General features: G+C 65.8%; 1 protein-coding gene. It reads right to left on the bottom strand.

Going from position 1 to position 1,823, the window contains the following annotated elements; genetic code table 11:
• Window positions 1-345: 345 nt before the first annotated feature.
• Window positions 346-1,326 carry an alpha/beta hydrolase gene (locus tag ABT245_RS45795; RefSeq protein ID WP_351747081.1) on the bottom strand — a complete coding sequence of 327 codons (981 nt, stop codon included), beginning with the start codon at window positions 1,324-1,326 and terminating at the stop codon, window positions 346-348.
• Window positions 1,327-1,823: the final 497 nt, after the last annotated feature.

A 1,823-nucleotide genomic window follows, 5' to 3' on the forward strand; every position in this document is an offset into this window, starting at 1 on the left:
CCCCTCGTCCCCATGGGGAATTACGTGACCGCGGGGGTGGGGAATTACGTGACGCAGAACCCGCCCCACCTGGGGAATTTCGTGATCGCCCACAGAGCCCACCCTCCTTCTTGTGCCCAGGGGTGAGGTCGTCGTCGTCCCACTCGTAGTGCCCCCTGATGCGCCCCATGGAGCCGAACTCTAGTTGGGCGCCCAGGCGCCGGTTGGCGCTTCACCCAAAGCTTTAGGGGGAAACGAATCCAGTGCGTCGATCATTGTCCGACCCCCATAGCGCGCATCACCAACAGGCTTTGCGTTGCATCCAAGCATGGGTGATAAGCGGTGCTGCCCGACCCGAGTCTGAGGCTACTCGGCGCGGAGGGCCCGTCGAACGTACTCGTCGCGGACCGTCTTGGTGATCTTCGACACGGCCGCGTCGGGCGCTGACAAGTCGTAGCTGTGGAATCCGCCTGCATACACGTGCAAGTCGACGCTCACACCGGCCTCGGATGTCCGCAGAGCGTAGCCGATCGTCTCGTCACGGAAGGTCTCTCTTCCTCCCACCTCCATGAAGGTTCGCGGAAGACCTCGGAGTTGATCGACTGTCGCACGGCCGGGAGCGGCGTAGATGGAGACGTCCTCACCGCCTCGGCGCTCCCCCAGGAGGGCGGTCCAGCCGAATTCGTTCTCGTTCCGGTCCCACCCTCCTTCTCCGTCGAGCATGCGGCTGCTCGCGGTGATGAAGCGGTCGTCGAGCATGGGGCAGAGGAGGATCTGATGGCTAATGGCGGGGAAGCCGCGGTCGCGGGCGAGAAGCGTCGTTCCGGCGGCGAGCCCGCCACCGGCGCTGGACCCGGCAACGACGACGTGAGCTGGGTCTATGCGCAGTTCATCGGCGTGCTGGACGGTCCAGACCAAGCCGGCGTAGCAGTCCTCGATCGGGGCCGGGTCAGGGTTCTCGGGCGCCAGCCGGTAGTCGACGGCCACGAACACGCACAGGCCCTCCGCCACGTAGTCGACGTAGCGGGGCGCCTCCAAGTATGCGTCTCCCAGGACCATCCCACCGCCGTGAGTGTTGTAGATCAGCGGCCAAAGGCCGTCACCCTCGCTGGGAGTCAGGACGAGGAGCGTCAGCTCCGGCGCTCCAGGCGGGCCGGGGACTCGACGTTCGACGACCTCGACCGCCCCTCCGACGGTGAGATCGACCTCGCCGAGGAACCCCGCGGAGACCATGTCGCGGATTTGAGCAAGGGGCTCGGCGTCGATGCGGGGCGTCTGCGAGAGGAGGGCCTCGAGTGCGGGGGCCAGTTCCGGGTCGAGGGGCGGAACAGCGAAGTTCTCGGACATGAACGGCTCTCCTAGCATCGTCGGAAGGTAGGCGCAAGATCAGTACAGGACCGAGGCCGGTCCCCGAAAGGGGCCTCGGCCTCGGGCACGTCGGGCCCCGTCCGTTCTCCGTCGGCCGAACCAATGCCCGTCCCCGTCGTCCACCGCGGATCGGAGAATCCGACGGTCCCGGACCGAACACGGGTCGAGATCCTGCGGTCCGTCGAGACTGTCGCGGGCCGTCCGTCCGGTCCGGATCCGATGCGTTTCACGCTACTGCCCCGCCCCCCAACTGCGGCCAGACAACCCACCCGAACGAGGTGGAGCCAAAACAACTTGCCGGACCCAGGTTACGCTCCTCGCCCGAGCACCGTCACACCCCAAGTGGAGTCAATTCCAGTGTCGGAGTGGAGCCAATACAACCGATGAACCGCCCCGGCTCGAATGGAGACTCGATTTCATGAAAGGATCGAGTCATGGCACGACCTTCCCGTTACCCGCTTGAGCTCCGTCGTCGT

It is taken from the genome of Streptomyces sp. NPDC001508, from assembly GCF_040298665.1.
Classification (GTDB): Bacteria; Actinomycetota; Actinomycetes; order Streptomycetales; family Streptomycetaceae; genus Streptomyces.

Coding starts and splice junctions, on each gene's coding strand:
- ABT245_RS45795 (WP_351747081.1), bottom strand. CDS start 1,326: ATGTCCGAGAACTTCGCTGTTCCGCCCCTCGACCCGGAACTGGCCCCC.